This window comes from Achromobacter animicus (assembly GCF_040775605.1).
Taxonomy (GTDB): Bacteria; Pseudomonadota; Gammaproteobacteria; order Burkholderiales; family Burkholderiaceae_B; genus Achromobacter; species Achromobacter animicus.
The window spans coordinates 2,609,454-2,633,205 of the sequence record NZ_JAYGJK010000001.1 but is presented as its reverse complement, the minus strand read 5'-3'; the positions used below and the strand labels follow the sequence as shown (position 1 = coordinate 2,633,205).

The window sequence follows — 23,752 nt, the reverse complement described above, 5'->3', positions numbered from 1 at the left end:
CCGCGGGCGGCTGCCTGCGGCGCCATGATGAACAGGACACTCCCATGATCGATCTCTATTACTGGACTACCCCCAACGGTCACAAGATCACGATGTTCCTTGAAGAGACCGGGCTGCCGTACAAGATTCACCCCGTCAACATCGGCCGCGGCGACCAGTTCAAACCCGAATTCCTGGCCATCGCGCCCAACAACCGCATCCCCGCCATCGTCGACCAGGCCCCTGCCGATGGCGGCGCGCCGATTCCGTTGTTCGAGTCAGGCGCTATCCTGCAGTACCTGGCCGAAAAGACCGGCAAGTTCCTGCCCGCCGACGTGCGCGGCCGCGCAGAAGTGTCGCAATGGCTCTTCTGGCAGATGGGCGGCCTGGGGCCCATGGCCGGCCAGAACCACCACTTCTCGGGCTATGCGCAGGAACGCATCGCCTACGCCATCGATCGCTACGTCAACGAAACCAATCGGCTGTACGGCGTGCTGAACAAACGGTTGGCCGATCGCGAATTCGTCGCCGGCGACTATTCCATCGCCGACATGGCGGCCTACCCTTGGATCGTGCCGCACGCCAAGCAGGGCCAGGACCTGAACGACTTTCCGCACCTCAAGCGCTGGTTCGACGCCATCCGCGCGCGCCCCGCGACGCAACGCGCCTACGCGCTGGCCGACACGGTCAACACCACGCCCCCGCTCAGCGACGACGAAGCGCGCCTCATCCTGTTCGGCCAGACCGCCCAACACGTCCGCTAACGCCCAAGGAGCGTGCCATGAACGCACCGCAACGCGTCTTTCGCCGCGCGCGCGCGGCCGATCTGCCTGCCATCGTGGCCATGCTGGCCGATGACGACCTGGGCGCCGGTCGCGAGGACGCCTCCGTCCCGCTGAACCCGCGCTATGTCGCGGCCTTCGCGGCAATTGAGCAGGATTCCAACCAATTCCTGGCCGTGGTTGAGCAGGATTCACAACTGGTGGGCTGTTTGCAGTTATCGTTCATACCCGGCCTGTCGCGGCTGGGCCTGTGGCGGGGCCAGATCGAAAGCGTGCGCATCGCGTCGGCGTTCCGCGGCGCGGGCCTGGGCCGCGCCATGTTCGAATGGGCCATCGAACAGTGCCGCAGCCAGGGCTGCGGGCTGGTCCAGCTCACCACGGACCGTGCGCGCCCCGATGCGCGCCGGTTCTACGAAAGCCTGGGTTTCAAGGCCAGCCACGATGGCATGAAGCTCAGCCTGTAACGTCTGATTCTGATTTTCGAAAGGAGCGCCCAATGCCCTTGCATGGCGAATACAAAGTCCCCGGCGGCAAACTGGTGGTCGCGGATCTGGAAGTGCGCGATGGCCGCCTGGCCGACGTGCGCATCAGCGGCGACTTTTTTCTTGAGCCGCCCGAAGCGCTTGAAGCCATCAACCGCGGCCTGAACGGCATGCCCGCGGACGCCGGTGAACTGGAACTCGCGGTGGCCGTGCAATCGGCCCTGCCGGCCGACGCCGAAATGTTCGGCTTCTCGGCCGAAGCCATCGCCGTGGTGCTGCGGAGGGCGCTGGCATGAGCCGTACCGACTGGAACGACTACGACTGGCAACTGATCCACGAAGGCCCGCAGCCGCCCGCGCTGCACATGGCGCTGGACGCAGTCATTACCGACGAAGTGGGCGCCGGCCAGCGGCCGCCCACGCTGCGCATCTGGGAATGGTCGGCGCCGGCCGTCGTGATCGGCCGCTTTCAATCGCTGAAGAACGAAGTCGATCCGGACGGCGCTGCGCGCCACGGCATCGAGGTGGTGCGCCGCGTGAGCGGTGGCGGCGCGATGTTCATCGAGCCGGGCAACTCCATTACCTATTCGCTGAGCGCTCCGCAGGCGCTGGTCCACGGCATGAGCTTCCAGGAGTCGTACGCCTTCCTGGACGCCTGGGTGCTGACCGCGCTGCAAGGCCTGGGGATCAAGGCCTGGTATCAGCCGCTGAACGACATCGCCTCCGACATCGGCAAGATCGGCGGCGCGGCGCAGGCCCGCCGCGCGGGCGCCGTGCTGCATCACGTCACCATGTCCTACGACATCGACGCGGACAAGATGGTCGAAGTCCTGCGCATCGGCCGCGAGAAGCTCTCCGACAAGGGCACCACCAGCGCCAAGAAGCGCGTTGACCCCCTGCGCACGCAGACCGGGCTGGCGCGCGAGGTCATCATCGACCGCATGGTGGAAACTTTTGCCGGCCTGCATCGTCTGACCCCGGGCAGCGTAGGCAGCGAAACGCTGGCGCGCGCCCAGGCGCAGGCGGACGAAAAGTTCTCCCGCGCCGAGTGGACAGGCGTCGTACCCTGACGGCGCCTCGGTTTTTGGAGGTAATTGCATGAGTCGCACATTCACGCCGCCCGGCGCGATACGCGGTCTGATCCTGGGCGCCGCCCTGCTGGCCATCGCCGGCTGCAGCAGCACGCCCCCGTCGAACATCACGCTGGCCGATTCCAACGCGCAATCTTCAGCCACGCCCCAAAAGGTGGGCGACCTGTCCACCGAGCGCATCAAGTGGGCAGCCAGCAAGCCGGGCTGCGAGGGCGACTGCCCGCGCATCGAGATCGACAGCGTGGCCTTCCCGGGCATCCCGAAGCTGACGGCGCTGGTGGACCACGTGCTCGCCTACATGACCGGCACCGACGCCAACCGGCGCGGCCCGTACGACACGCTGTCGGAATACACGAAGTATTTCTGGTCCACGGCGCGCCCGCGCGACGCGACCTACTTCAAAGCCAGCGTGAAGGACACGGTCGGCGACATCGTTGCCATCGAACTGCATACGGAGCAGTACCTGACCGGCGCCGCGCACGGCATTCCGGCCACGCAATATCTGAACTGGGAGCGCAGCCGCGGCCGCGTGATGAGCCTGGACGAAGCGCTGATCCCGGGGCGGCGCGCCGAGTACGTTGCGGCCCTGCAGCGTGCGCACGCAAAGTGGCTGACCGGCAACCCGGACGCCAAGCGCGACCCGGCGGCGTACAACAAGATGTGGCCGTTCCAGGAAAGCGACAACTTCGCGCTGACGCGGGACGGCATCGTGGTCAAGTACGACGCCTATTCCATCGCCCCGTATTCGCACGGCGAGCCTGAGTTGGCGATTTCGTACCAGGATCTGCGCGGCATCCTCAAGCCGGAGCTGCTGCCGGCGTCGTAAAGCCCCCGCGGCGGCCGGCTTCATGAATCCACGGCCCCGGCCGGCCTCCGCAAACGAAAATGCCGGGCATCCGCCCGACATTTTCTTGCGCCACAAATAGGAATCGCCCCTTGCGGAGCGATTCCTTTTTTTGTCTCTCTCTGCCTCCTCGGCGACGCGCCCGCGGGCGCATCGCCGATTCAGTCTTTACGGATACAGACCGCGCACCTGGCGGGCCTGCAGGATCCGCGTGCAAGCCACGATGAACGCGGCGGTGCGCAGCGTCACCTTGTGCTCGCGCGACACCTGCGCCACCGCGGCGTAGGCCTCGCGCATCAGGCGTTCGAGGCGCTGGTTGATCTCTTCTTCGCTCCAGAAGAAGCTGGAGAAGTCCTGCACCCATTCAAAGTAGCTGACCGTCACGCCGCCGGCATTGGCCAGCACGTCCGGCACGACGTAGACGCCGTTCTCGGCCAGGATGTCGTCCGCTTCCGGGGTCGTCGGGCCGTTGGCGCCTTCGACCACGATCTTGGCGCGCACCTTGGCGGCGTTGTCGACGGTGATCTGGCTTTCCAGGGCTGCCGGGATCAGGAATTCGGTTTCCAGCGTCCAGAACTCAGCCTTGTCCAGCGCCTGGCCGCCCGAGAAGCCGCCCACGCCACCGGTCTGCGACACGTGCGACAGCAGCTTGTGCACGTCCAGGCCAGCCGCGTTGTGCACGGTGCCGGTGTGATCCTGCGCGGCAATGACCTTGGCGCCGGCTTCATGGAACAGGCGGGCGGCGGTGCCGCCCACGTTGCCGAAGCCCTGCACGACGACGCGCGCGCCGGCCACATCGATGTTCCGGTCGCGCGCGGCTTCGCACGCCACGACGAACACGCCGCGGCCGGTGGCCTCGACGCGGCCCAGGCTGCCGCCCAGCGCGATCGGCTTGCCGGTGACCACGCCCGTGGCGGTGGCGCCTTCATTCATGGAGTACGTGTCCATCATCCAGGCCATGGTCTGGGCGTTGGTGTTCACGTCAGGGGCGGGAATGTCCTTGGACGGTCCGATGATGACGCCGATTTCGCTGGTGTAGCGTCGCGTCATGCGTTCAAGTTCCGAGGCGGAGAGCTTGCGGGGATCGACACGGATGCCGCCCTTGGCGCCGCCGTACGGCAGGTTGACTGCGGCGTTCTTGACCGACATCCAGGCGGCCAGCGCCATCACTTCGGACAGCGTCACGTCCTGGTGGAAACGCACACCACCCTTGCCCGGACCGCGCGACACGTTGTGCTGCACACGGTAGCCCTCGAAGTGGGCGATGGTGCCGTTGTCCAGTTCGATCGGCACATCGACGATCAGCGAGCGCTTCGGACGCTTCAGCGTCTCGACCCACCGGCTCAGGGAACCGAGGTACGGCGTGACCCGGTCGACTTGTTGCAGGTAATTACCCCAAGGGCCGAGGTCCTCGGCATTCAGATAAGACGGCAAGGCATGGGTGGGAGTTTGAGACATGAGCATGCTCTCCTGACAAAGTTGCGCCATTTTATCCACGAAAGTTATAGCGTCCCTATTTAAAGTTTAAATATTTTAAATAGGGACGCATTAACGTTGCGGATACCGAACGGGTCGCAGGCGGGCCCGGAAGCTGCACCTATCCTAAGCCGCGAAACTGGCGGCGTCCAGCCTGCGGCCGGGATACTCGGGGCGAAAAAAAGGCGGCCTCTTTTGGAAGACCGCCCTTTACATCCACGCCTACCTTGCAGACCGCCCCGGTGTCGGACACCGGGGTAAGGCGCGCTTTCACGGTGTGCCACCGAAGCAAAGGCGTCGGACACCTCTGCCGCGCCGAGTCACGCCGACAGCAACTGCCACGCCAGACGCGCCGCCGCGCGCGCGCCATGGCCGTCGACGTCGAACTTGGGGTTGAACTCCGCCAAGTCCGCCAATCGGAGCTTGCCGCTCGCCTTGACCCGCAGGACGATTTCCTCGATCACGGCCATCGGCACGCCATAAGGCGCCGGCGCGGACACCCCCGGCATCACGCCGGCGGGCAGCACGTCCAGATCGATCGTCAGATACACGTGCTGCGCCTTGGCCAGCAGCGCGTCCACGTCGGCCATACGGGCTTCGAGATGCCGCTCCTGCATGTCGCCGTCTTCGATCCACACGGCCCCGATTTCCGCGGCGCGGGCATAGAGCGCTGGCGTGTTGGCCAGCCGCGAGACGCCCAGGCAGGCGTATTGCAGCTCACGCCCGCGTGCCTCGCTGTCTGTCGCGATCTGGTCGAACGGAGTGCCGGAACTGCCGGGACGGCCCGTGCGCAGATCGAAGTGCGCATCCAGATTCAGCACCAGCACGGCGCCCGCGTCGCCGCGCGCGTCCAGCCAGCGGGCCAGCCCCTGGAAACTGCCCCAGGCGATTTCATGGCCGCCACCCAGGACGACCGGGCGCGCGCCCCGCCCCATCAGTTCGGCCAGACGCAGGCCCAGGCGTTCCTGCGCGTCTTCCAGCTTGTCGCCGTGGCAGTCGACGTCGCCGGCATCCAGCAGGCGCATCAGCCCATGCGCCGGCAGGCCCGCCAGATACTTGCGGATGCCCGCAGGCCCCGCGGCGGCGCCCACCCGGCCCTGATTGCGCGCCACGCCCGCATCGCAGGCAAAGCCCAGCAGCACCGCTTCGCCCATCTCGCCCTGCCCCGCTTCGGCCTCGACGATGTGCGCGAGCCGGCGGGTGTCGCCCTGCTCGGCGCTGTCGTCGCGGGCCTTCCAGAGGCTCTTGTCCAGTTTCGGCGCGCTCATGCTGCGGCTCCCGGACCGGCGCTCAGGACCGCCTGCAGGAATTCGCGGGTGCGGGCTTCGCGCGGCTCGCTGAAAATCACCTCCGGCGGCCCGGATTCCAGGATGACACCGCCGTCCATCACGGCCACCACGTCCGCCACATCACGGGCAAAACCCATCTCGTGCGTCACGACCATCATCGTCATGCCTTCGCGGGCCAGCAGCTTCATGACCTGCAGCACTTCCCCCACCAGCTCCGGGTCCAGCGCCGAGGTCGGCTCGTCGAACAGCATGACCTGCGGCTGCATGGCCAGCGCGCGCGCAATGGCCACGCGCTGCTTCTGACCGCCGGACAGGCTGGCGGGCATGGCCGCCATCTTCTGCGACAGCCCCACCTTGTTGAGCAGGTCCGCCGCCAACGCATTGGCCTGTTCGCGGCCCATGCCCAGCAGCGTGCGGGGCCCGACGGTCACGTTGTCCAGCACCGACAGATGCGGGAACAGATTGAAGCCCTGAAACACCATGCCCACCTGCGTGCGCAACTGGTTCAGTTCGGCTTCTGGCAACATCGCCCCGTCTTCCTGCAGCGTCTGGCCGCAGATATCGACCGTGCCGCGCTGGGCGACTTCCAGCCCGTTGCAGCAACGCAGCAAGGTGCTCTTGCCCGAGCCGCTGGGCCCGATGACCACCACCACCTGCGACTTCAGCACATCGAAATCGATGCCGCGCAGGACGGCGTGATCGCCGTAGGACTTGTGCAGGCCGCGGATGCGGATCATTTCCTGACCTTCGATGACGAGGCTCATTGCACCATCCCTCCCGCGCGCAGACGATGCTCGATCTTGCGCAAAATCACCATGGCGGTCGTGGTCAGCGCCAGATAGATCAAAGCCACCACCAGGTAGGTTTCCAGCGAGCGATATGACACGCTGATGATCTTCTGCCCTTCGTGCATCAGATCGTGAATGGTCAACAGCGAGACCAGCGCCGAGTTCTTGATGAGCGCGATGAACTCGTTGCCCAGCGGCGGAATCATGCGCACGAATGCCTGCGGCAGGATGATGATGCGCATCGCCTGGCCGGACGACATGCCCAGCGAGCGCGCCGCCTCCGTCTGGCCACGATCCACCGACTGGATCGCGCCCCGCACGATCTCCGACACATAGGCCCCGGAATACATACCCAGGCCCAGCACGCCGCAGGCGAACGCCGGGAGCGTCACGCCGAACTGCGGCAGGCCGAAGAACCAGATGAACAACTGCACCAGCAGCGGCGTGCCCCGGAAGAACAACAGGTACGTGCTGCACAGGTGGTACGTGATGCGGCGCTGCGGGTTGAGGCGGCCGATCCCGACCAGCAGCCCCATCACGCAGCCCAGCAGCAAGGCGCCGGCGGTCACCTCGATGGTGACCAGCGCGCCCCGCATCAGCGCGTCGAAGTCGGCGAAGACGGGTGAAAATTCCAGGTTCATTTCGCGGGCGCCTCGAACCATTTGTTCACGATGGCCTGGTAGCTGCCATCGGCCTTCAGCTTTTGCAGCGCGGCGTTCAGGTCGCGCGTGAGCTCAGGCTTGTTCTTGGGCACGGCGATGCCATAGTCCTCGGTCGTGACCTGATCGTTCAGCACGGTCAGGCCGTTGGTGCTCTGCGCGAACAGCTTGGCCGCGGGCTTGCCCGTCACCGCGGCATCGGCGCGGCCGATCTGCACCAGATTGAACATCTCCTGGTTCTTCTCGACTTCCACGCGCTGCACCTTCGGGAAATGCTCTTTCAGGTAGTTCACCGACTTCGTGCCGACCTGCACCGACACCTTGCGGCCATCCAGATCCTTGATCGACTTGACGGGGCCGTCGGCCTTGGTCAGGACCACCAGGCCGCCCGCGTAGTACGGATCGGTGAAATCGACGACCTTGCTGCGCTCGGGCGTGATGTAGATGGCGGACACCGCGATGTCGGCGCGGCCGGCCTGCAGCGCCGGAATCAGGCCCTTGAAATCGATGTCGATCCATTCAACCTTCTTGCCCATCGCGCCGGCCAGCGCTTCGACCAGCTCGATGTCAAAGCCGGTGCGTTTTCCGTCCTTGACGAATTCCATCGGCGGGAAGGTGGCGTCGGTGACGGCGCGGATCGTTTCCTGGGCGTGCGCGGCGCCGGCGGCCCAGGCGAGGCTCAGGGTCAAGGCGGCGGACAGCAGGGTGCGGCGAGTGGTCATGGTGGAGTCCTATGGAGGTGGGTGCGACAGGTGGTACGACGGTGGGTACGACGGTGGGTACGACGATCGTTGAGGCTGGGAACGGGCTAAGCGATGAAGCAGGTGAAACAGGTATTCGATAAGACGGACAACACGGCGTCAGGCGGCCTTCAGGCGCTCCGAGATGCGGCGGGCGGCCGCGAGGGTCATCTCGATCAGCGCGTCCGGGTGTTGCGCGGCGCGGGTGGACGGCGCCATCAGCGTGATCGAGGCCACGGCCTGGTTTGCCCGTTGAAAGATCGGCACGCTCACGCCCCAGACGCCGGCGTCGACTTCGCTGTCGGTCACCGCATAGCCCTGCGCGCGGATGGCCTCCAGCTCGCCGGTCAGGCGGGCGGCATCCACGCCGGCTTCGTCGGCCAGGTAGGTCAGCGCGGCCTGCAGGCGGGCCTGCGGCATGAACGCCAGCAGCGACTTGGCCGACGCGCCGCGCGCCAGCGGCAGCCCGCGGCCCTTGGTGAACGAGCAGCGCAGCGGATGCTGGCTTTCCACCATGTCCAGGCACACGGCCTGGTCCTTCACGGCGACGAGCAGGCCGATGGTCTCGCCGGACGACGCGGCCAGCGCGGCCATGTCGGGTTGCGCTTCGTGAATCAGGAACGACGACTGGTCAAAGCCCCAGGCGAGCTGCACGCACAGCGGGCCGGGTCCGTACTCGCCTTCGTGTTCGGCGACAAATCCCCAGCGCTTGAGGAGCGCGATCTGCCGGTAGAGCGTGCTCTGCGCCAGGCCCGTTTTTTCGGCCAGCGCGGCAATGCTGAGCGGGCCGTCGTGCCGGGCCAGGGTGGCCAGCACATACAGGACGCGATCCGCGCCCGCCCCGACAGACGATTCCGACATGAAGATTCAACTCCCAGCAATATGGGAGCGAGATTATCAATTTGTGGCGGTTTCACTTCTAATTTTTCCCATCGATTGAGAATCGCAAGGGAAAACCCCGAAATCCGGGCGCAAAAAAACCCGCCGCGAGGCGGGTTTTGATGGGCCGGCAGCGGGACGTTTCCGAATCTACCGGCGATCAGTCACGGCGCGGGGGGCTTCTCGTAATCCGACAGCCCGACGCCGGAGACGCCCTTCACACCACCACCGGGCGCCGCAGCGGCCGGCGCCGGCGCCGACGGGGCCGCAGGCGCTGGAACCGCCGCCGGCGCCTCAGCCGCCGGCGCGGTATCCGCTTGCTGGGGCGCGCCCTGCGCCGCTGCGCGGCGTTTGCGCCTGGCGTCCTCTTCCTTCTTGACCAAGGCCGTCAGCTCGGCGGCGAGCGACGCCGACTTGCCCGTGGCCGCCCACGCGGCGGCGTCCTGCCCCTTCGTGTCCTGCGTGGTGACGTCGGCGCCGGCCTTGAGCAGCAGCTCCACCATGGGCTTGCGGCCGGACAGCGCCGCCATCATCAGCGGCGTCTCGCCATTGGGCGCGGGCGCATTGACCATGGCCTTGTTCGCCAGCAGCAGCCGCGCCATTTCCATCTGCCCCTTGGACGCGGCGTAATGCAGCGGCGTCCAGCCCAGGCGGTTGACCTGCGCGCCACGGGCGATCAGCTTCTTGGCGCGTTCGGTTTGCCCAGCAATGGCCAGGTACATCAGCGGCGTCTCGCCCGCCGGGTTCTCGGCGTTGACGTCGGTGCGCTTGTCCGCGGCCAGCACGTCGAAGACGTTCCAGGCGTTGTCCACGACCGCGCGCATGATGGCCGGCTGGCCGTTCTTGTAGCGCACGTTGGGATCCGAGCCTTGCGCCAGCAGATCCTTGATGTCGTCGGGATAATCGTTGGCGACGTAGACCCACCAATCGGCGGGATTGGCGGCCTGCGCCGCGGGTGCGGCCAGGCCGATGGCCAGCGCCAGTAGACCGGCGCGGCCGCATGACAGTAAGGCTTGATGGGCGGAGGCGATGCGGATGGCCATGGCTGTCCTCGGATGCAAATTCAGTGAATCGGGATGACCTATTTCTTGATCTTGCTGAACAGCTTGAAGAAATTGTCGGTAGATGCGCGCGCGACCTCGGCCGCCGTGATACCGCGCAGGTCCGCGATCTTTTCGGCCACGTGGATCACCTTGGACGGATCATTGAGCTTGCCGCGGAACGGCACCGGCGCCAGGTACGGCGAGTCGGTTTCGATCAGCAACCGGTCCAGCGGGACCTTGGCGGCCACTTCGTGCACGATCTGCGCGTTCTTGAACGTGACGATGCCGGACAGCGAAATGTAGAAGTTCTGGTCCAGCGCGGCCTGCGCCACTTCCCAGGTCTCGGTGAAGCAGTGCATTACGCCGCCCGCCTCGGCCGCCTTTTCCTCGGCCAGCATGCGCACGGTGTCCTCAGCGGACGACCGGGTGTGCACGATGAGCGGCAGGCCCGCGTCGCGCGCGGCGCGGATGTGGCGGCGGAAACGTTCGCGCTGCCAGTCCAGCGGTTCGGACAGCCGGTAGTAGTCCAGCCCGGTTTCGCCGATGGCCACGACCTTGGGATGCTCGGCCAGGCGCACCAGTTCTTCGGGCGTGGGGTCCGGCGTATCTTCGTAGTCGGGGTGCACACCCACCGACGCCCACAGGCGCGGCTCGGGCTCGACCAGCGACATCAGGCCGGGCCATTCCGGCATATTGACGCTGACGACCAGCGCGTGCGTGACTTGATTGGCGGTCATGCGGTCAAGAATGGCCGGCAGATCGTTGGCAAGCTCGGGAAAATTCAGATGACAGTGTGAATCGACGTACATGGAGAGTCTGGTAGGGCTTACGCCTGGCAGGATAGCACCACGCGTTGCAGGGTGGCGTGGGCGAAAAGCTTGGCGTTCAGCGGGTGCGTGGCCAGCGCGCGCTGGCGCGTCAGCCAGCGGGCCGATTCGGCCACGCGGGCGGGATTGATACGGGCGGCGACCTGCGCCACACCGGTTTGCAGCGACGGGAAATACCGCACCGGCGCGCCCGCGCTGGCCAGCATCAGATCGGTGTAGAGCCGTTGCAAGGCATCGATCCATTCAGCCGCCGCCACCTTTTCCAGGGATTCGGCCAGCGTGCCCACATCCGGCGTCTGGCCCTTGGACAACGGATTGACCAACTGGCCCAGCCACGCCGGACAGGCGGATTCGCCCGACTGCGCCAACCGCAATGCCGCCAGCGGCGCGCCGCCTGCGGCAGCCAGCCATTCGCGCGCCGGTTCCACGTTCTGGTCGCGCAACCATTGCAGCGCCGTATCCGCATCGGGCGCGGGCAGCGGCAGCCGGCGGCAGCGCGACACCAGCGTGGGCAGCAACCGGTCCGGCGCGTCCGCGACCAGCAGGAAGACGGTATGGGGAGGCGGTTCTTCCAGCACCTTGAGCAAGGCGTTGGATGACACGACGTTCAGCGCATGGGCGGGATACAGCAGCGCCACGCGCCAGCCGCCACGGTGCGTGGCGGTGTTGAACCAGGATTCCAGCGAGCGGATTTGGTCGATACGGATTTCCTTGGAGGGCGCGCGCTTGGCGGCGCCCGCCGCCGGCTCGGCGTCTTCGGCCTGTTCGGCCGCGTCCGCGCCCTCTTCCACGGCCACCGCCTCGGGACGGATGCGGCGCAGGTCGGGGTGATTACCGCTGGCGAACCAGTTGCAGGCCGCGCAGTGGCCGCAAGCCAGCCCGTTCTCGGGCGTCTCGCACAGCAGGCTGGCTGCCGCCGCGATGGCGAAATCCAGCTTGCCGATGCCGGCCAGCCCGTGCACCAGCCAGGCATGCGCGAACCGGTCACGATTGCCCAGCCACGCACGGGCCGTTTCCATCTGCCAGGGGTGGAACTGGGGCGCGCTCATGCAGGAACGGCCAGCAGCTCGCGCAGGCCCGCCTCGAGGTCTGCGCGGATCTGAGCAATGGAACGGGTGGAATCGACGACTCGGATGCGGTCGGGATCGGCCTTGGCGCGGGCATGGTAGGCCTCACGGGTGCGCTCGAAGAACGCCGCGCCTTCCCGCTCGAAGCGGTCGGGCTCGCGCGCATCGGCCAGCCGCGCCCGCGCGACTTCAAGCGGCACGTCGAACAGCCAGGTCCGATCAGGACGGCCGGCGCGCATCCAGTCTTCCAGGACCGCCACGCGCTCGGCGCCCAGGCCGCGGCCGCCGCCCTGATAGGCGTAGCTGGCGTCGGTGTAGCGGTCGCAGACGACCCACGCGCCGCGCGCAATCGCCGGCTCAATGACCTGGCGGGCGTGTTCGCAACGGGCGGCAAACATCAGCAGCGTTTCGGTGTCCAGCCCCATGGCATCGTTCAGCACCAGCGCGCGCAGTTTTTCGCCAAGCGGTGTGCCGCCCGGCTCGCGGGTGGACACGACCTCAAGGCCCTGCCCCCGCAGGAAATCCGCGATCCAGTCGGTGTGCGTGCTTTTGCCCGCGCCGTCCACGCCCTCCAGCGTAATGAAGCGTCCGCGTGAGGTCATTGATCTTGTCCTTGTGCTGATTCGGGTTCGGGGTCGGCCGGCGCGTCGGCGGGCGCGGGGGTTGGCGTAGGCGTGGGTGCGGGCGTGGCGCGCTGGCCCTGACCCAGAATGTAGCGGGCGACGTTGCGGTTGTGCTCGGACAGATTGGCCGAGAACTCGCTGGTGCCGTTGCCGCGCGAGACGAAATACAGGAACTTGTGCTGTTCAGGCTGCACGGCGGCCAGCAAGGCGGCGCGGCCCGGCGCGGCGATCGGCGTGGGCGGCAGGCCCGGACGCGTGTAGGTGTTCCAGGGCGTGTCGGTCTGCAGGTCGCGCTTGCGGATGCGGCCCTGGTAGGCCTCGCCCATGCCGTAGATCACGGTCGGGTCGGTCTGCAGCAACATGCCGATCTTCAGCCGGTTGGTGAACACGCCCGACACGCGGCGGCGCTCCGGACCGTGGCCGGTTTCTTTCTCGATGATCGACGCCAGGACCAGCGCTTCATAGGGCGTGGCGACGGCCACGTCGGACTGGCGCTTGTCCCAGGTGTCGTTCAGGATGCGCTGGCCTTCCTGGTAGGCGCGGCGCAGCAGGTCAAAGTCGGTGCTGCCCGGCGTGAAGATATAGGTGTCGGGGAAGAACAGGCCTTCGGGGTGCTTGATGGTCGAGCCCAGCCGCTCCAGCAAGTCTTCGTCGCTGACGCCGTCCAGCGTCTGCTTGACGTCCGGGTTGTCGCGCAGCGCCTGGCGGATCTGGCGATAGGTCCAGCCTTCCAGGAACGTGATCTGGCGCTGGGTCATGTCGCCGCGCGCCAGGCGTTCGAGCAGCAGCCACGGCGTATCGCCATTGATCGCCTGATACCCGCCCGCCTTCATCAGCTTGTCGCGTTCAGACAGACGCGCCATCCACACGAAACCGGGCTCCCACATCGGCACGCCGGCCACGTTGAGCGCGCGCGCGACAGTGCGCGGACTGCTGCCCGGATCCACCACGAAGTCAATCTTGTCGGCCGCCAGCGTCATCGGGCGGTGCATCCACATGTAGGCACCGCCCACCGCGCCGCCAACGGCCAGAACGATGAGCAGCAGGAACCACAGGACGAAATTTGGGAGTCGCATCTTCATAAGTGTCGGAAGTTTAATGGATCGCGGGCCTTGCCCGGGACACAACCGGGGCCGGATGGCGCGGCGCGCCCCTTTGCCCATCGGGGACATGGCAAGCCCGTGCCGGGATCGGGGCTATCATCAGCACTTTGATGACGCGATAACCCCGCCGCCATGCACGCCTATTACGCTTCGATTCCCGTCCGCGCCGAAGGTTGCGCCCAATGCGCCCCGCTGGAAGATCTGACGGTCTTCACCGCCGCCGGCGCCGACGCCCTCACCTTTCTGCACGGCCAGCTCACGCAGGACGTGACCGGTCTGCCCCCGGACGCCGCCCGCCTGGCCGGCTATTGCACCGCCAAGGGCCGCCTGCTGGCCACGCTGGTCATGTGGCGCGGCGCGGGCGATGCCGATGACGCACCCCAGTTCTACGGCATGGTCCGGCAGGACCTGTCCCAGGCCCTCATCAAGCGCCTGTCCATGTTCGTGCTGCGCGCCAAGGTCAAGCTGGCCGCCGCGCCGCTGCACGTGGCCGGTGTGCAGGCCACCTCGGAACAGGCCGCCGCGCTGGAAGCCCTGACGGGCACGTTGCCGCGCGCCACCTGGCAGCGCGCGGACCTGCCGTCCGGCACGTGGATCGTCGCGCCGTCGGCCGACGACCGCCTGCGCTGGTGGTGGATCGCCTCGGACGCGCAGCTGGAACAATCCGGCGCGCTCACGCAGGCGCTGGGACTGGCGCCGGCCGCGCACTGGCATGCAGGAGACCTGGCGGCCGGCATTCCCTGGATTGCCGCCGCCACGCAGGATGTCTTCATTCCACAAACGGTCAATCTGGACCTGATCCAGGGCGTCAGCTTCACCAAGGGCTGTTATCCCGGCCAGGAAGTCGTGGCGCGCAGCCACTACCGGGGCACCGTCAAACGGCGCATGGCTTACGGCACCATTGCCGACGCCGGCCTGAAAGTCCCGGCGCTCGCGGGGGTGGATGTGTTCGACGCCGCGCAGCCCGGCGAAGCCATTGGCCGCGTGGTGCAGGCCGCCACCGACGCGGGTGTCGTGTCGGTGCTGTTCGAAACCACGCTGGCCGCGCTGCCCGAAGGCGATCTGCGTCTGGCCAGCGCCGACGGTCCCCGCATCGCGGCGGCGCCGCTGCCGTACTCGATCAATCCCTGATCCTTCCGGGCCTGCCGCACAGAAGCCCGCGCGCGCAGGCCTGGCGGTCATCGTCAGACCGCGACCCCGAACAACGCCCCCACACCGGCCGTCACGGCCATCGCCGCCGCGCCCAGCACGGTGACGCGCAACGCCGCGGGCAGTTTGGGTGCGCCGCCCGCCTTTGCGGCCATGGTGCCCAGCGCCGCCAGACAGCACACCGATGCGCCGATGACCCAGCCGATCAGGTGCGGTCCGGGCGACACCGCCGCCACCGCCAGCGGCACTGCGGCGCCTCCCGCGAACGACGCGGCCGAGGCCAGCGCCGCCTGCACCGGCCGCGCACGGTTGTGCAGCGAGATGCCCAGTTCGTCGCGCGCGTGCGCGTCCAGCGCGTCGTGGCTGGTGAGCTGGCGCGCCACCTGTTCGGCCAGATCGCGCGTCAGCCCCCGGGCCACATAAATGTCCACCAGTTCGGCCAGCTCTTCGCCGGAATTGCGCTTGAGCGAGCGTTGTTCCATGCGCAGGTCGGCGGCTTCGGTGTCGGCCTGGGTGCGCACCGACACGTATTCGCCCGCCGCCATCGACAAGGCGCCGGCCACGAGGCCCGCCAGTCCGGAAGTCAGAATGGCGCCATGCGAGGCCTGGGCCGCGGCAACGCCGGTGATGAGGCTGGCTGTCGAGACGATGCCGTCGTTGGCGCCCAGCACCGCGGCGCGCAGCCAGTTGCTGCGGAAAATTCGATGATGTTCTTTTGCTGGCATTGCCGGAAAACCCATGCGAGGCGCGACAGACGCGAGGCGCGCCAGGCATGGCCCGGCGCGCCCCGCGCGGAGTTCATCGCGGCGTCACGCGCACCGCGGTCAGCAAGCCTATCACGCACAGCGTGGCGTGTTCGCCGTCGTAGGCATGCATTTCCACCTGGCAGACCGAAAGACGCTTGCCAGGCTTGACCACGCGCCCGGTCGCGACAAAACGATCACCCTTTGCGGGCGCCAGGAAGTTCATTTTGAACTCCGACGTCAGCACGTCCTCGCCCGGTCCGAACAGCGTGAACGCGGCATAGCCGCCCGCACTGTCGGCAATGGTGGTGGAAATGCCCGCGTGCAGAAAGCCGTTCTGCTGGCAAAGGTCGGCGCGGTAAGGCAGAACGATGTCCACCCTGCCCGGCTCGACCGTGTCCAGCTTGGCGCCCAGCAGCGCCATGATGCTTTGCTGGCTGAAACTGGCCTGGACCCGCGAGGCCGGGTCCACAGCGGCGTTGGACGGCGTCACGTCAGTCCTGCTCGCGCTTGACCAGGTTGACGATGCTGGAAAAGTCCAGCTTGCCGGAGCCGCCGCCGCTGTGCAGCGAATACAGATTGCGCGCCAGCTCGCCCAGCGGAATCGAGGCACGCGCCGACAGCGCCGCCTCGGCCGCCAGGCCCAGATCCTTGAGCATCAGGTCCACGCCAAAGCCGCCGGCATAGCCCTTGGACGCCGGCGCATGCTCCATGACGCCCGGCCACGGGTTGTAGAGTTCGGTCGCCCAGTTGCGCCCCGAGCTCTTGGCGATGATGTCCGACAGCACCTTGGGATCAAGACCGTTGGCCACGCCCAGCGCCAGCGCCTCGGACGTGCCGGCCATCAGGATGCCGAGCAGCATATTGTTGCAGATCTTGGCCACCTGCCCCGCGCCTGCCGGGCCCGCATGGAAGATGTTCTTGCCCATTTTCTCGAGCACGGGACGCGCGCGTTCCAGCGAGGCTTCAGCGCCGCCCACGATGAAGGTCAGCGTGCCCGCGGCCGCGCCGCCCGTGCCGCCCGAGACCGGCGCGTCAATCATGGCAATGCCGCGCGCCTCGGCCGCCTGGGCCACCTTGCGCGCCGAATCCGGCGCGATCGTGCTGCATTCGATGACCAGCGCGCTCGAGCCGATCTTGCCGAGCAGATCCTGATCCAGGTACAGACCCTCGACGTGCTTGCTGGCCGGCAGCATCGAGATCACGACCTCGGCCCCTTCGACCGCTTCCGACGCGGACGCCGCCGCCGTCGCGCCGGCGTCGGTCAGCAGCTTGATGGCCGCCGGCACCAGGTCAAACACCTTCAGGCTGTGGCCGGCCTTGACCAGGTTCAATGCCATGGGCGCGCCCATGTTGCCCAAACCGATAAACGCGATGCTGCTCATGATGTCTTGTCTCCTGTTGCTATTGCTGTAGGTATGGATTCATCGTGACCTGCGAAACTGCGTGACCTGCGTGACGGGCAGAAGCCAAGGGCCGGCTGGCGGGCCGGCCTCTATCAGCGACCGATCAGCGCCCTTCCTGCCCCAGATCGGCTAGCGGATGCGACTCGCCTTCCGGCCAGGGTTCCTCAAAGAATTTCTGCACCCAGGCGTCGGTGGCCATGTCGATGACGGCCGGGTTCCAGCGCGGGTTCTTGTCCTTGTCGACCAGCAACGCGCGGATGCCCTCGGCAAAATCGCCATGCGCGGTGCACGCCAGCGCGGCGATGTACTCGACGCGGAACACGTCATCCAGCGACCGCAGGCGCGTGCGCTGCTGCAGCGCGAACGCCAGCCGCACCGATCCGGGCGAGCCCGCCAGCATGGTCTTGGCGGCGCGCGACAGCCACGGATCCTCGTGGTCCTTCAGGAAGGACAGTTCCTCGTAGATGTCGTCCAGCCGGTTGCCGTTGCACAGGTTGTTGACAACAAACGAGTGCTGGCGCAGCGGGCCGGGTTCCAGCGGCGTGGCCGGCTCAAGGGCGGTCAGCGCGCGGCGCAACAGGCCGTCGTTGATGGAGCGCGGCGGAATGGCGTCTTCGGCAGCGCCTGCGGCCTGGCCGGCCCACGGCTGCTGTTCCAGCGACGACAGCAGCGCGGGCCAGTCCGCGCTGTTCAGGCGGAAGTCCGCCAGCCCCGCAAAGAAGGCGTCGGACGTGTTCAACTGCGCGCCCGTCAGCGCCAGGAACACGCCGCTGCGGCCCGGCATACGGTTCAGCAGCCAGCTTCCGCCCACGTCCGGAAACAACCCGATCGAAACTTCCGGCATGGCCAGGCGGGAGGTCTCGCTGACGACGCGGTGGCTGGCGCCCATCATCAGGCCAATGCCGCCGCCCATGACGATGCCGTGGCCCCAGCACAGCACAGGCTTCGGATAGGTGTGAATGCGATAGTCCAGCCGGTATTCGCGTTCGAAGAAGGTGCGCGCGTAAGTGTTGCTCCAGCCGGACCTTCCCGCGTTCTCTTGCATGCTGCGGTACAGACCGTGCAGATCGCCGCCGGCGCAGAACGCCTTGTCGCCCGCGCCTTGCAGCACCACCAATGCCACACTGGGATCCCGCGCCCACGCGTCCAGACGGTCAGCCAGCAGGTCCACCATCTCGAGCGACAGACCGTTCAGCGTTTGCGGCGCATTCAGCGTCGCAATGCCGAAACGCATTCCATTGGCAGCGGATCTTTCTTCGAACAGCACCGGTGCATTCATCTTATGTCGGCTCCTTTTTCCAACAATTGGCGGGCAATGATCACGCGCATGATCTCGTTGGTGCCCTCCAGAATCTGATGAACGCGAGTATCGCGCACCAGACGCTCCAAGGGATAGTCTTTCAGGTAACCATAACCACCATGGATCTGTTGCGCGTCCAGGCAGATCTGGAAGCCCATGTCGGTGGCAAAGCGCTTGGCCATCGCGCAATAGGTGGACGCGTCAGCCGCGCCAGCGTCCAGTTTGCAGGCTGCAAGCCGCACCATCTGGCGCGCCGCGACCAGGTGGGTGGCCATGTCCGCGAGCTTGAATTGCAGCGCCTGGAATTCCGCCAGACGGCGGTTGAACTGGCGGCGCTCATCCATGTAACGGCGGGCAGCGTCCAGCGCGCCTTGCGCAGCGCCTACCGAGCAGGTGCCGATATTGATCCGGCCGCCGTCCAGGCCCTTCATGGCGATCTTGAAGCCCTCGCCTTCCACGCCCAGCATGTTGGCGGCCGGCACGCGGACGTTTTCAAAGGTGATGGGGCGCGTGGACTGGCTGTTCCAGCCCATCTTCTCTTCCTTGCGGCCGTAGCCGATGCCCTCGCTGTCGGCCGGAATCGCGAAGGCGCTGATGCCCGCGGCGCCCTCGCCGCCGGTGCGGGCCATCACCACCAGCAGGTCAGTGTCGCCGCCTCCGGAGATGAAGGCCTTCGCCCCGTTGACAATGTAGCTGTCGCCGTCGCGCTGCGCTCGCGTGGAAAGCGATGCCGCGTCGGAACCGGCGCCCGGCTCGGTCAGGCAATAGGAGGCCAGCTTTTCCCCGCTGGCGAGCAAAGGCCCCCAGGCGTCCCGCAGGCCCGGCTGGCCCCATTTGCCCACCATCCAGGTCGCCATGTTGTGTATCGTCAGGAACGCCGTCGTGGACGGATCCACCGCCGCCATTTCCTCGAACACCAGCGTGGCATCCAGTCGCGGCAGACCCAGGCCGCCGATGTCTTCGCTGGCGTAGATTGCGCAAAAGCCCATCTCGCCCGCCCGGGCGAAGGCTTCGCGGGGGAAGATACCCTCGGCATCCCAGCGCGCGGCGTGGGGAGCCAGTTCGCCCTCTGCGTAATCGCGCGCGGCCTGCGCAAACGCGCGCTGCTCGTCGGTCAGTTCCAAGTCCACAGCCTGTCTCCTGTTGTAGTCGGTATTGTCTGGTGGCGTTGCTGCCGTCTCGTGAACGCCAGCCCGCCGATTTTGACATGACGTTGACGTAAACGTAAACGGACACCCGGCTTAATGTTACGCCCGAAGCGGCCGGGTGTTTTGTCTTATTGACGACAATGTGCGGAGACGGCCGGCGGCGACGGCCGCCAGCAGAGAAACAGGGCGCCGCGCCGCGGCGGTGTCACGCCGGGGTGGCGATCAGGGCGTCAGTGCAGCGCGCTACAGCAGCCCCGCCGGCCTGACGCGCCCATTGCGGGCGGTCTTGGTGCGGCGGTGCTCGGCGCGGCGACGGCGCGATTCCTTGGGGTCGAAGGTCAGCCCGCGATAGATTTCCACGCGGTCACCATCGGCCAGGCGCGCGTGCGGCTCGGTGGCGCGGCCAAAGACGCCCACGCCCCGTTCCCAGGGCTTGACCACAGGAAACGCCTGCGCAAATCCGCTGGCGGCCAGCGCGTCTTCGACCGTCGCACCGTCGGGCAGGCGCACTTCCCGCTGCCACGCGTGGCCGGGCAAGGCGTAGCAGACGACGACGCCGATCTGCCCTGCCGCGGACGCCTCACTCGCCATACTTGGCCTGCGCGCGCTTGGTGAAGGAATCAATGAAGCTGGTCGCAATGCGGTTGAAGACCGGCCCCACCACCATCTCCAACGGCCGGTTCGAGAACGCATATTCCATGGTGAACAGGACCTTGCAGGCGTCTTCGGCCAGCGGCTGGAACACCCAATGGCCCACCAGGCTGGAGAACGGACCATCCACGAGTTCCAGGTCGATCCGCTCGGGATAGACGTGGGTATTGCGCGTGGTGAAGCGCTGCTTCATGCCCGCAAAGGAAATCAGGATGGAGGCCTGCATGCCGTGTTCGTCGCGGGTCTGCACCTCGGCGCCGCCACACCACGGCATGAACTCGGGGTACTTCTCCACGTCGGCGACCAGGTCGAACATCTGGGCGGCGCTGTAAGGCACCAGGACGGATCGTTGTACTTTGTGCATCGACTATCGCAAATGGCTAGAATGGCAAGATTTTACCGGCACAGCGCTTTGTGGGCCTAAATGGGCCGAAACACTGGACCAGCACATCGCGCAGAATAACGAGCAATCCCCGTTCGCAACAACCCGCAATCGGCCGGATAGCCAGATTCGCAGAATCCCAGCAAGAAGGCTTTATGAGCATTATCGACAACCGCAAGGCCACGCACGACTATTTCATCGAAGACCGCTACGAGGCCGGCCTTGTCCTGCAAGGCTGGGAAGTCAAGGCGATCCGGGACGGCCGCGTGCAGCTCAAGGAAAGCTACGTCATCGTGCGCGATGGCGAACTCTTCCTGCTCGGCATGCACGTCAGCCCCCTGCCCACGGCCTCCACGCACATCCACCCGGACGCCATGCGCACGCGCAAGCTGCTGCTCAAGGCCGAAGAAATCAGCAAGCTCATCGGCAAGGTCGAGCAGCGCGGCTACACGCTGGTGCCGCTGAATCTGCACTACAAGAACGGCCGCATCAAGCTGGACTTCGCGCTGGGCCGCGGCAAGAAGCAGTTCGACAAGCGCGACACCGCGCGTGAAAAAGACTGGGCGCGCGAAAAGGAACGCATCATGAAGCACGACACCCGCGCCCCCCGCCGCAGCAAGGACGACTGATCTACGCGGCCACCGGCAACGCCGGGCGTTCGGCCTCGTGGCCGGGGCCCACGATGCGGTTGCGCCCCGCCGACTTGGCCGCATAAAGCTTGCGGTCGGCCCGCTCAAACAGCACCTGCAGGTTCTCGCCGGGTATCCAGTCTTCCACACCCGCGCTGAACGTATACGAAATCGTGCTGCCGCCGTGCGCACACGGCGTGCGCCGCACAGAATCCAGCAGCCGCTCGGCCACCTCCAGCACCGCGTCGCTGCGCATGTCCGCAAACAGCACGCAGAACTCCTCGCCACCCACCCGGCCCACGTGATCGCCGGTACGCAGCGTAGCCGTTGCCAGCAGGCCAAAATGGCGCAGCACCGCATCGCCGGCTGCGTGGCCGTGCGTATCGTTGATGCGCTTGAAATGATCGATGTCCAGCAGCAGCAAGGTCAGCGGACGGCGCATGCGCAGGGCCTGGGCGCAATAGCGCTCGGCCTGCAACCACCACGCCTTGCGCGACATCAGACCCGTCAGGAAGTCAGTACTGGCCTCTTGTTCGCGATCAGCCAGCATGCGGTCGTGGATGATCATGATGGTGCCCAAAGTCAGGCAAGGCATGATCAGCACCCCCAGCGTCAGGAAGGCGACGCTCCACAAGGTGGGCTCCAGAAACGCCGACACCATGTCCAGCTCGACCAGGTAAACCGCCGCACGAAGCGCGCAGACCGCGGCGGAGATCAGCGTCACCACCCACACGAAACGGTAGCTGTAGCGCGAGCGGTGCGCCGGCATGTTGCGCTGGACGACGATGGCCACGGCCAGCATGAAGCCCATCTGCAGCAGCGACATTGCCACGATGCGCGGCCCCACCTGCCAGTCCACGTACGTATAGACCGCCACGACCGACAGTGCGGCCACGCAGCCCAGCGTCATCAGATGCCGGGGCACCGTCAGGCCAAGCAGCCGGCGCACGCCGGCATAGTACGCACAGAGGGCAAGCGCGATGGCCGTATTGGGCACCAGAATGGACGCCCACAGCGGCGCCTTGGTGCTCTGCAGCGCAAAAGTGGAAAACGCCAACAGCGTGAGCAGGTTGGCGCGGATGGTTTCTCGGATGCCGGCCATGCCGCTGCGCGCCAGCGACCCCAGCACGCAAAGGGAAAGCACTCCCGCCAGCGCTGCTATCAGAAGCAAATTAACGGGAGCGATCATGGGCGGGCGCGCCGCAAGGCGCGGTATCAGGTGTTGCGCGTGGACTTCACGATGGTCATGGCGGAGGCGATCATGCCGCCCACGTCGGACAGGTTGGCCGGCAGGATGAGCGTGTTGCCTTCCTTGGCCACGTTGCCGAACGCCTCGACGTAAAGCTCGGCAACCTTCAGGTTCACGGCTTCCATGCCACCCGGCTGGCGCACGGCGTCGGCGACCTGCGTGATGGCCTTGGCGGTGGCTTCGGCGATCGCCAACACCGCGGCGGCCTCGCCCTGCGCCTGGTTGATCTGCGCCTGCTTCTCGCCCTCGGAACGCGCAATGGCGGCTTCACGTTCGCCGGTGGCGATGTTGATCTGTTCCTGACGGCGGCCTTCGGAGGCGGCGATCAGCGCGCGCTTCTCGCGTTCGGCGGTGATCTGTGCCTGCATCGAGCGCAGGATTTCGTTGGGCGGCGTCAAATCCTTGATTTCGTAGCGCAGCACCTTCACACCCCAATTCAGCGCCGCCTCGTCCAGCGACGACACGATGTTGCTGTTGATGGAATCGCGCTCTTCAAAGGTGCGGTCCAGTTCCATCTTGCCGATGACCGAGCGCAGGGTCGTCTGGGCCAGCTGCGTGATCGCCGAAATGTAGTTGGACGAACCGTACGACGCGCGCATCGGGTCGGTGACCTGAAAGTACAGCACGCCGTCGACCTGAAGCTGCGTATTGTCGCGCGTGATGCAGACCTGGCTGGGCACGTCCAGCGGAATTTCCTTCAGCGAATGCTTGTAGGCCACGCGTTCGATAAAGGGAATCACGAATCCGGCGCCCGGCGACAGGACGCGGTCGAACTTGCCCAGCCGTTCGACCACCCAGGCATGCTGCTGCGGCACGATGGCGATCGCCTTGACGACGATCAGGATTGCCAGTGCAACGATGACGAGCAGCACGATGGTTGAAGTATCGATCATGGTGTGAAGCCTCTTTTCGAGTGGGTGCGCTGGCCTGCCCCGCCATGCCGGCCAAGGTTCCAGCGTTTGCCCGCGGCGCTGCGCGGGCGCGTTCTGCTATGCCGAGCCGCCGCGCTTGGGAGTAAGCACGAGGATCGAGCCGCGCAATTCAGTAATGGTGTGTTCGCCGGGCTGGGCGGCATGTCCCTTGGCCAGTTCAGCCTGCCAATGTGCGCCGCGGTACCAGACGCGCGTCGACCCGCTGTCGGACCAGGCCTCGACCGTGACAGTCTGGCCTATGTCCAGAATGACGTCGGCGTTGCGGGCGGAGTTGACCTCGCGCTTTTTCAGTACCCGCGTCTTACGCAACACCACGAGTCCCAGCAGCAGCACGACGCCGCACGCCACCAGCTCCCATTGCAGGCCCGCATTCAGCCAGGCGGCAATACCGCCGGCGGCCAGACCCAAGGCGACCAGCAGCAAATAGAAGGTTCCTGTCGCCAGCTCGCCGATGAGGGCCAGCGCGGCCAATCCCAGCCAAATCCACATAGT

The 23,752-nt window shown here is 66.5% G+C and carries 28 protein-coding genes; 7 read left to right on the top strand and 21 right to left on the bottom strand.

From position 1 onward, the window contains the following. Nucleotides 1-44 precede the first annotated feature (44 nt). From AB3147_RS11880 to AB3147_RS11860, 5 genes are read left to right on the top strand one after another with little or no spacing between them, the layout of a single operon-like run. Complete coding sequence (locus AB3147_RS11880) at nucleotides 45-743, top strand: glutathione S-transferase N-terminal domain-containing protein (protein ID WP_367351998.1); 699 nt, start codon at nucleotides 45-47, stop codon at nucleotides 741-743. Nucleotides 744-760: 17 nt separating this feature from the next. Beyond that, nucleotides 761-1,225 (top strand): GNAT family N-acetyltransferase, encoded by a 465-nt coding sequence (locus tag AB3147_RS11875; RefSeq protein ID WP_367351997.1) that lies wholly within the window; start codon nucleotides 761-763, stop codon nucleotides 1,223-1,225. 38 nt (nucleotides 1,226-1,263) lie between these two features. Continuing rightward, on the top strand, nucleotides 1,264-1,539 hold the full coding sequence (locus AB3147_RS11870) for a lipoate protein ligase C-terminal domain-containing protein (protein ID WP_056318682.1): 276 nt from the start codon (nucleotides 1,264-1,266) through the stop codon (nucleotides 1,537-1,539). Then, a complete protein-coding gene (locus AB3147_RS11865; RefSeq protein WP_105238573.1) occupies nucleotides 1,536-2,312 on the top strand; it encodes a lipoate--protein ligase family protein in 777 nt (258 codons plus the stop codon). Before AB3147_RS11870 ends, AB3147_RS11865 begins: the two co-directional genes overlap by 4 nt. A gap of 28 nt (nucleotides 2,313-2,340) precedes the next feature. Continuing rightward, the gene (locus AB3147_RS11860; protein ID WP_175121894.1) at nucleotides 2,341-3,159 is read left to right on the top strand and encodes an RsiV family protein; all 819 of its coding nucleotides are present in this window, start codon (nucleotides 2,341-2,343) and stop codon (nucleotides 3,157-3,159) included. Between the two features lie 186 nt (nucleotides 3,160-3,345). Here the strand turns inward: AB3147_RS11860 and AB3147_RS11855 are convergent, their stop codons facing one another. From AB3147_RS11855 to mltG, 11 genes are all read right to left on the bottom strand, one after another. Continuing rightward, on the bottom strand, nucleotides 3,346-4,635 hold the full coding sequence (locus AB3147_RS11855; RefSeq protein WP_175121895.1) for a Glu/Leu/Phe/Val family dehydrogenase: 1,290 nt from the start codon (nucleotides 4,633-4,635) through the stop codon (nucleotides 3,346-3,348). Nucleotides 4,636-4,973: 338 nt separating this feature from the next. Then, nucleotides 4,974-5,921 (bottom strand): formimidoylglutamase, encoded by a 948-nt coding sequence (hutG, locus tag AB3147_RS11850; RefSeq protein WP_367351996.1) that lies wholly within the window; start codon nucleotides 5,919-5,921, stop codon nucleotides 4,974-4,976. Then, nucleotides 5,918-6,706, bottom strand: a complete 789-nt coding sequence (locus tag AB3147_RS11845; RefSeq protein ID WP_286898685.1) for an amino acid ABC transporter ATP-binding protein — start codon at nucleotides 6,704-6,706, stop codon at nucleotides 5,918-5,920. The genes hutG and AB3147_RS11845 overlap by 4 nt, the downstream gene beginning before the upstream one ends. Continuing rightward, complete coding sequence (locus AB3147_RS11840; protein ID WP_056570374.1) at nucleotides 6,703-7,371, bottom strand: amino acid ABC transporter permease; 669 nt, start codon at nucleotides 7,369-7,371, stop codon at nucleotides 6,703-6,705. Before AB3147_RS11840 ends, AB3147_RS11845 begins: the two co-directional genes overlap by 4 nt. Next, nucleotides 7,368-8,111, bottom strand: coding sequence for a transporter substrate-binding domain-containing protein (locus tag AB3147_RS11835; RefSeq protein WP_175121897.1), 744 nt, complete (start codon nucleotides 8,109-8,111; stop codon nucleotides 7,368-7,370). The genes AB3147_RS11840 and AB3147_RS11835 overlap by 4 nt, the downstream gene beginning before the upstream one ends. A 138-nt stretch (nucleotides 8,112-8,249) precedes the next feature. Further along, nucleotides 8,250-8,990 carry an IclR family transcriptional regulator gene (locus AB3147_RS11830; RefSeq protein WP_175139186.1) on the bottom strand — a complete coding sequence of 247 codons (741 nt, stop codon included), beginning with the start codon at nucleotides 8,988-8,990 and terminating at the stop codon, nucleotides 8,250-8,252. Between the two features lie 182 nt (nucleotides 8,991-9,172). Then, on the bottom strand, nucleotides 9,173-10,051 hold the full coding sequence (locus AB3147_RS11825; protein WP_175121899.1) for an ankyrin repeat domain-containing protein: 879 nt from the start codon (nucleotides 10,049-10,051) through the stop codon (nucleotides 9,173-9,175). 38 nt (nucleotides 10,052-10,089) lie between these two features. Next, entirely contained in the window at nucleotides 10,090-10,860 is a 771-nt protein-coding gene (locus tag AB3147_RS11820) for a TatD family hydrolase (protein WP_175186124.1), read from the bottom strand. Between the two features lie 17 nt (nucleotides 10,861-10,877). Next, on the bottom strand, nucleotides 10,878-11,927 hold the full coding sequence (holB, locus tag AB3147_RS11815) for a DNA polymerase III subunit delta' (RefSeq protein WP_175139183.1): 1,050 nt from the start codon (nucleotides 11,925-11,927) through the stop codon (nucleotides 10,878-10,880). Further along, on the bottom strand, nucleotides 11,924-12,547 hold the full coding sequence (tmk, locus tag AB3147_RS11810; RefSeq protein WP_175121902.1) for a dTMP kinase: 624 nt from the start codon (nucleotides 12,545-12,547) through the stop codon (nucleotides 11,924-11,926). The genes holB and tmk overlap by 4 nt, the downstream gene beginning before the upstream one ends. Beyond that, nucleotides 12,544-13,650, bottom strand: a complete 1,107-nt coding sequence (gene mltG, locus AB3147_RS11805; RefSeq protein WP_367351995.1) for an endolytic transglycosylase MltG — start codon at nucleotides 13,648-13,650, stop codon at nucleotides 12,544-12,546. The genes tmk and mltG overlap by 4 nt, the downstream gene beginning before the upstream one ends. A 153-nt stretch (nucleotides 13,651-13,803) precedes the next feature. Here mltG and ygfZ point away from each other — a divergent pair, with 153 nt between their 5' ends. Then, entirely contained in the window at nucleotides 13,804-14,802 is a 999-nt protein-coding gene (gene ygfZ, locus AB3147_RS11800) for a CAF17-like 4Fe-4S cluster assembly/insertion protein YgfZ (RefSeq protein ID WP_367351994.1), read from the top strand. A gap of 53 nt (nucleotides 14,803-14,855) precedes the next feature. Here the strand turns inward: ygfZ and AB3147_RS11795 are convergent, their stop codons facing one another. The 7 genes from AB3147_RS11795 to AB3147_RS11765 all read right to left on the bottom strand — a co-directional run bounded on the left by AB3147_RS11795 (nucleotide 14,856) and on the right by AB3147_RS11765 (nucleotide 20,432). Continuing rightward, the gene (locus AB3147_RS11795) at nucleotides 14,856-15,545 is read right to left on the bottom strand and encodes a VIT1/CCC1 transporter family protein (protein ID WP_175121905.1); all 690 of its coding nucleotides are present in this window, start codon (nucleotides 15,543-15,545) and stop codon (nucleotides 14,856-14,858) included. A 73-nt stretch (nucleotides 15,546-15,618) separates the two neighbouring features. Beyond that, entirely contained in the window at nucleotides 15,619-16,056 is a 438-nt protein-coding gene (locus AB3147_RS11790; RefSeq protein ID WP_175139179.1) for a PaaI family thioesterase, read from the bottom strand. Nucleotide 16,057: 1 nt separating this feature from the next. Next, nucleotides 16,058-16,948: a 3-hydroxyisobutyrate dehydrogenase gene (mmsB, locus tag AB3147_RS11785; protein ID WP_239213598.1), complete on the bottom strand. Its 891-nt coding sequence runs from the start codon at nucleotides 16,946-16,948 to the stop codon at nucleotides 16,058-16,060. Between the two features lie 124 nt (nucleotides 16,949-17,072). Continuing rightward, entirely contained in the window at nucleotides 17,073-18,248 is a 1,176-nt protein-coding gene (locus AB3147_RS11780; protein WP_367351993.1) for an enoyl-CoA hydratase/isomerase family protein, read from the bottom strand. Continuing rightward, a complete protein-coding gene (locus AB3147_RS11775) occupies nucleotides 18,245-19,399 on the bottom strand; it encodes an acyl-CoA dehydrogenase family protein (RefSeq protein WP_291386380.1) in 1,155 nt (384 codons plus the stop codon). Before AB3147_RS11775 ends, AB3147_RS11780 begins: the two co-directional genes overlap by 4 nt. A 261-nt stretch (nucleotides 19,400-19,660) precedes the next feature. After that, nucleotides 19,661-20,008, bottom strand: a complete 348-nt coding sequence (locus tag AB3147_RS11770; RefSeq protein ID WP_175121910.1) for an RnfH family protein — start codon at nucleotides 20,006-20,008, stop codon at nucleotides 19,661-19,663. Continuing rightward, entirely contained in the window at nucleotides 19,998-20,432 is a 435-nt protein-coding gene (locus tag AB3147_RS11765) for a type II toxin-antitoxin system RatA family toxin (protein ID WP_056316825.1), read from the bottom strand. Before AB3147_RS11765 ends, AB3147_RS11770 begins: the two co-directional genes overlap by 11 nt. 137 nt (nucleotides 20,433-20,569) lie before the next feature. Here AB3147_RS11765 and smpB point away from each other — a divergent pair, with 137 nt between their 5' ends. After that, nucleotides 20,570-21,079: an SsrA-binding protein SmpB gene (gene smpB / locus AB3147_RS11760; RefSeq protein ID WP_224776897.1), complete on the top strand. Its 510-nt coding sequence runs from the start codon at nucleotides 20,570-20,572 to the stop codon at nucleotides 21,077-21,079. A 1-nt stretch (nucleotide 21,080) separates the two neighbouring features. Here smpB and AB3147_RS11755 read toward each other — a convergent pair whose 3' ends face one another. The 3 genes from AB3147_RS11755 to AB3147_RS11745 all read right to left on the bottom strand — a co-directional run bounded on the left by AB3147_RS11755 (nucleotide 21,081) and on the right by AB3147_RS11745 (nucleotide 23,749). Then, complete coding sequence (locus tag AB3147_RS11755) at nucleotides 21,081-22,268, bottom strand: GGDEF domain-containing protein (RefSeq protein WP_218343566.1); 1,188 nt, start codon at nucleotides 22,266-22,268, stop codon at nucleotides 21,081-21,083. Between the two features lie 26 nt (nucleotides 22,269-22,294). Beyond that, nucleotides 22,295-23,221, bottom strand: a complete 927-nt coding sequence (locus AB3147_RS11750; protein WP_367351992.1) for an SPFH domain-containing protein — start codon at nucleotides 23,219-23,221, stop codon at nucleotides 22,295-22,297. Between the two features lie 96 nt (nucleotides 23,222-23,317). Continuing rightward, a complete protein-coding gene (locus AB3147_RS11745) occupies nucleotides 23,318-23,749 on the bottom strand; it encodes an NfeD family protein (RefSeq protein WP_191578059.1) in 432 nt (143 codons plus the stop codon). Nucleotides 23,750-23,752 lie beyond the last annotated feature (3 nt).